This is a genomic window from Pseudomonas kairouanensis (genome assembly GCF_004682055.1).
GTDB lineage: Bacteria > Pseudomonadota > Gammaproteobacteria > Pseudomonadales > Pseudomonadaceae > Aquipseudomonas > Aquipseudomonas kairouanensis.
The window spans coordinates 1-5,670 of sequence record NZ_QUZU01000091.1; the positions used below are offsets into that span (position 1 = coordinate 1).

Genomic DNA, 5,670 nt, shown 5'->3' on the forward strand with positions numbered 1-5,670 from the left:
GCTCGCGAAAGCGGTGTGTCAGCCCCAAATTCATTGACTGACCCACCGCTTTCGCGAGCAAGCCCGCTCCCACATTTAATCCTTATTGCCTGTCAGATTGCGGCACCGCAAACACCGCACTCGCCCGCGCCACCACCTTCTCCCCCACCTGCAAACTCACCGTGGCAAACGCCATCTGCCGTCCACGCTTGTGATGTTCCAACCGCACCACGATCCACTCCCCCACCTGCACAGCGCCCAGATAGTCCAAGGTCATGCTCGCCGTAATCAACGGCAGCGGCGGCTCACTGGAAAACGCCATCGCATAGCCCATGCCGATATCCGCCAGGGTCGCCAACACCCCACCATGTACCGTGCCACGCCCATTGGCATGACGGTTATCGGCACGCAGGCCGATCTCCAGTTGCAGCCCCTCACCTCGGCAATACGCCGGACCAAGCAGATCAAGCAACGGGCTGCTGCGGGGCAGTGAAACAAAACCTTCGGGGACAGCGATCATGGCGAGTTCTTCCTTGGGGTCAGGCCTGAGGTGTACTCCAGCGCGTCTGCGCCAGCCATCACCATCACCCACACAAATCCCCGCTGATGCTTTGCGTTAATCCGCCAGACCCGCTTTAATCGCCGTCCAAATTTCCCCGCACCTCCCAAGGAACCGCAATGCGCCATCCGGACGGCAAATCAAAACCTTATCTCGTATGTTTGCTGGCAGCCCTGGCCCTTGCCGGTTGTTCACCCAAAGACCCCTCCCGCGCACGGGTGATCAACGGCGAGCAAAGCCGTGCTGGCGCGCAACTGGCGTATGAACATGAACTCACGCTGGCACTACCGGGCGCGCTGCTGGTGCCACGCATGCAGGCCACCCGCGAAGCCTGCGAAACGGCACGCTTTGGCGCCTGCAATATCCTGGGCATTACCGAAGACGGCAACGGTGGCGAGATCATCCTGCGCATCGCGCCAACAGGTGTAGAGCCCTTGGTTGCGATGGCAGCCGACGGTGGCAAACTCGGCCAGCGCATCACCACCGCCGAAGACCTGGCCGACGCTGTCGCTGACGTGCGCCGCCGCCAGGACCGCCTGCAAGCCCAGCAACAGCGCCTGGACGAATTGGCCAAGCGCAAGGACATCACCGTCAGCGACCTGATCGCCTTGAGCAAGGAGCAAGCCGCCATCGAAAACGAGTTGCAGGAACTGGCGCAAATCGCCGCCAACCAGCAACGCCGTCTCGACACCAACCGCGTGACCCTGAACTTCCGCTCCTCTGACGGTACCCACCAACCGTCACGGTTCAGCCGCATGTTCAGCAACCTCGGCGACAACCTGGTGAACGGCACCGCCGATGCCTTGGAACGCTCCAGCTATGTGCTGCCGTTTGTGATCCTGGCGTTTCCGGTGGTGTGGTTGTGGGTATGGTTGTGGCGCCGATTCGTCAAACGCCGCAACTGATCAGCGCTTCAGACACCGCTGATAACGCTCGTCCACCCGCTTTGCAAACCACGCTGTGGTGAGGTTGCGGGTGATCTTCGGACTCTTGAGCACGATGCCCGGCAGGATCGCCCGAGGCATCGGCTTGCCGGCGGCCTGGTCGGCCAGGGCGTATACGCGCTTGTAGAGGGTGGTCTGTTCAAAGTCCAGCTGATCGCCCTGCTCCAACTGGCTGCGGATGCTGGGGTTGCGCATATCCAGCTTCGCCCCCAGTGAACGCACCGCCAACTCGGTGGTGCCCGGCAACAACGAACCGTAGCGAATCAAATCCCCATCCAATGCCAACTCCTTACCTGAGGCACGGCTGACCGCCGCCTGGAACGCGGCATTGCGGCTGGCGTACCACCCGGCATTGAAGTCGGCAAAGCGGTACAGCGGCTGGTCGTAGTTCACCGGGTAGCCGAGCAAGTGGGCAATGCCGAAGTACATGCCGCCACGGCGGGTGAAGACTTCACGTCGGATAGAGCCGTCCACGGTGTAGGGATAACCCCGTGCCTGTTTCTGTGCAAAGTCGATGCTGACCTGCATGGGGCCGGCGGTGTGCACCGGGTTGAAGCCGTCAAAGAGTGTTTTGCCCAAGGGCACCACGCTGATGAAATCATCAAAAATGCCGCTCAGGTCTTTCTCCGTGCGCGCGGCACTCAGCCGGTCGGCGTAGGTCTTGCCCGTCGGCGAACGCAATTGCAGGGCGCTGCGTACGACAAACGCCGGCACATGAACTTTGCCCGCGCGGCGCAGGATTTCATCCTGGGCGATCTTGCCCATGTTCGGCACGGGCGGGTCCACCTGGTAGGTGGACTCCTGCTCGGTCACCGCCAGTACAGCGCAGATGTTTTCAGTGCTGGGGTAGATCTTCTGGGTGTCGAAGGCGGTGTAAATGTCCTGGGCCCAGCCGTTGCGATCCTGCAATTTGGCGGGCAGCAGGCGCACGATTTGCGCCTTCACCTCGGCCTCGCTGCGCTCCGGCTGTTGCGGGCTGCGTGTGGTGGAGCAACCGGCCAGCACCAGCAGGGGGGTAAGGCACAGGATCAGGCGGCATAGGGACATGGGACTTCCTTGGATGGCGACGGGCCAGGCATTGCAGATATGGACCTGTAAGTCTAAGCGGCGTTCGCCCCAGGGTGTGCGGCTGGGCCGGGCCAAGGCAAAAGCTGCCGAAAGTTCCTACACAGCCGCCGGATAACCTCTACTCCCCGCTCCTGAAAACCGCTGCAAAGTCCCTCGCCTGACTACACAGGGCGAGGGATTGCGGATGGATTGGCTTTTTAGTGCTTCGGTTGATCGTGTCCTTTGCGACGCTGCTCTGGTGAGGAGCCGTCAAGGATGACCGACGCTTCCCACATTGCCCTTATCGAACATGAACTTGATGGCTTTCATCAGAGCCTGGCGGTGTATCGCCAGCAGATGAACGCCTGGTATGCGCGTGCCTTGGATTCGGTGAGCCATGCGGCGGATTTGCCGTCGTTGCTGGGGATGGATCGGGTGTTGCGGGCGGGGGATTCGCAGCTTTCGGTGAGCATGACTGATCCGCAATTTTCCACCGTGGCCCGCTGCCCTCTTGGCGGTGAGCTGAAAATCGAGAGCCAATTCGAGTCGGTGTATGACGTGCCGATTGGTGGGATTCCGGTCGAGGTGATCGGGCTGGATGACGGCAGTTCCACCGTGATCATGCTCGATGAACATGGCAAGGGCTCGCACCACTGCTCGGCGGGCGGGCGTTATCAGGTGCGGGTGCAGGGCGGCGTTTCTGGCGAGCAGGTGGAGGCGCTGTTTGCCTCCTACGCCGGGCTGACGGCGGACTTGGAGCACTGGCTTCGCGAGCAGTGGCAAGGCTTTAAACCCCATTGGCAACAGTCCACCGCCAGTGCGATTGGCAGTGGCTTGTTGGCAGGCAGTTGGGCCGCGATTCGCGAGGTGTGGGACAGCATCAAGCGGGTGCAGGCGATTCTTGCAGACCCGTTGAAGTACGTCGAAGAGTTGGGCGAGCAAGCGGCTTCGTTGGCGAAAATTGCTACCGATGCGCCCAAGGTCATGGAACAGGCCATGTTGCTGGCCAGTGATGAAGCGGCGCTGTTTCTGCTGCTGCGCACGGCGATGGTGTGGCTTGACGCGTTGCCGCCCAGTGCGCTCGCCGAAGTGGCCGCAGGGTTTGTGGTGTCGTTGTTGATCGACCTAGTGATTGCGCTGGTGCTGACCATCGCGTTGCCGGCGGCGGGTGTGGGGTATTTGACGGTGCGGTTGGTCAGGTATGGCCAGCAGATCCTTCAGGCTGCGCTGGGCTTTGTTCAGGGCCTGCTGGAAATCCTGACGAAGTTTATGCAGGCGGTGGATCGCTACAAGGCGGTAGCGATTCGCGCAGTGGTTGGCGAGTTGAAGCAAGGCACGATGCAGATGCGCTGGAAGGCGCGGCAGAACGCCGTGTTGAAGCAAAAAGAGCCGGTGGATGATGTGCCGGCTTCGGGTAAGAACCCGAACGGGGATGCCGCTTCAAGCTCGGATAAAACCGCCACCAACGGCTGCCCGGTATCGATGGTTACTGGGGAAGAATTGTTGACGTTGGTTGACGGTTCGCTAGACGGGATTCTGCCGTTTGAGTGGACTCGTTTGTACCGCACCAGCGCGGTAGAAATGGATTGCGGCTTGGGGTTTGGTTGGAGTCACTCGCTGGCGCATCGGCTTTGTGTTGTGGGTGATTCGGTGGTGTGGACCGATCATGAGAATCGCTCGACTGCCCTGCCCTTGCCGTCTTCTTCGCGGCCGGCGATTACCAACAGCCTGGCCGAAGTGGCGATCTACTTGGGCTCGGTACCAGATGAATTGGTGCTGGCTCAGGCGTCACGTTTCTACCATTTTGTTAACGGTTCGCTGACGGCAATCAGCGATGCGTATGGCAATCGGCTGCGTATCTCCCGCGACTTTTTGGGCCGCATTGAACGAGTGGATAACGGTGTCGGGCGCTCGCTGTTCTTGCGGTATGAATCGGGCCGCATTGTGGCGGTGGAGTACCAGATTCACCGCGCCAAGGACCACGAGCCCTACGTCTGGGTGACCGAACATTGCGTGGTTTCCTACGCCTATGACGAACTCGGCAGGCTGGTTTCGGCAACCAATGCCGTAGGAGAAACCGAGACTTATCGGTACGACGACCAGCACGTCATTCTTGAACGCGGCTTGGCCGGTGGGGCGAGTTTCTCCTGGGCGTGGGAACGGTCTGGCAAGGCGGCGCGATGCATCAGGCATTGGGCCAGTTTCGCGCAGATGGACACGCGTTATGCCTGGGATGACAACGGCCGCGTCACCGTGTTTAACGCCGATGGTAGCCAGGAAGTGTACGTGCATGACCAGCGTGCAAGGCTGGTGCAGCGGGTTGATCCGGATGGCGCCCAGCACTTCAAATCCTACGACGACAACGGCCGGCTGACGGTTGAGCAAGACCCGCTGGGGGCCGTGACGGCTTATCAGTACGACGACGCTGGGCGTTTAGTGGCGGTGTTTCCAGGGGACGATGAGCCGACAGCCTACGAGCATGACAACGGGTTCGTACGGGTTGTAAGGCGTGGTGAAGCGGTCTGGAAATATGAGCGCAATGATCAGGGCGACGTTACCCGAAAGGTTGATCCTGAAGGGCATATCACCGATTACACCTACAACAAATATGGGCAACTGATTGGGGTTTGGTACCCGGATAACAGCTCTAAGCGGCTAGTGTGGAATGCGCGCGGGCAGCTCACTGAAGAACAACTGCCCAATGGCGAAATCAAGCGCTATCGCTATGACGATATTGGGCGGCAGATTGCGCGGGAGGATGAACATGGCGCGCTGACCCAGTATCAGTGGGACGCCGTTGGGCGATTGGTGCGTGTAGTCCTACCGGGCGGCTCGACGCGGGAATACAGCTACAACCCCTACGGAAAAATCACCGCCGAGCGCGATGAACTCGGGCGCGTGACCCGCTACGAATATGCCGATGGTTTGCACCTGATCAGCCGTCGCATCAATGCCGATGGCACCCAGGTTAAATACCGCTACGACAATGTCCGGTTACTGCTGACCGAAATCGAAAACGAGGTCGGCGAAACCTACCAGTTGCAATATCACGCCAACGGCCTGATCCAACAGGAAACCGGATTCGATGGCCGGCGCACCGCCTACGTCTACGACCTTAACGGCAACCTGCAAGAAAAGACC

Annotated in this window: 4 protein-coding genes; 2 read left to right on the forward strand and 2 right to left on the reverse strand. The window is 60.3% G+C overall.

The features are described 5' to 3' along the window. Positions 1–82: 82 nt before the first annotated feature. Entirely contained in the window at positions 83–499 is a 417-nt protein-coding gene (locus DYL59_RS31110; protein WP_135292613.1) for a PaaI family thioesterase, read from the reverse strand. Positions 500–657: 158 nt separating this feature from the next. Between DYL59_RS31110 and DYL59_RS31115 the strand changes: the two genes are divergently transcribed. Continuing rightward, positions 658–1,443, forward strand: a complete 786-nt coding sequence (locus tag DYL59_RS31115; protein ID WP_135292614.1) for a DUF4349 domain-containing protein — start codon at positions 658–660, stop codon at positions 1,441–1,443. Here the strand turns inward: DYL59_RS31115 and DYL59_RS31120 are convergent, their stop codons facing one another. Beyond that, positions 1,444–2,529 carry a DUF1615 domain-containing protein gene (locus DYL59_RS31120; protein ID WP_135292615.1) on the reverse strand — a complete coding sequence of 362 codons (1,086 nt, stop codon included), beginning with the start codon at positions 2,527–2,529 and terminating at the stop codon, positions 1,444–1,446. Positions 2,530–2,805: 276 nt separating this feature from the next. On the opposite strand from DYL59_RS31120, the gene DYL59_RS31125 reads away from it, so the two are divergent. After that, a partial coding sequence (locus DYL59_RS31125) for a DUF6531 domain-containing protein (protein ID WP_135292616.1) occupies positions 2,806–5,670 on the forward strand: 2,865 nt, incomplete at its 3' end.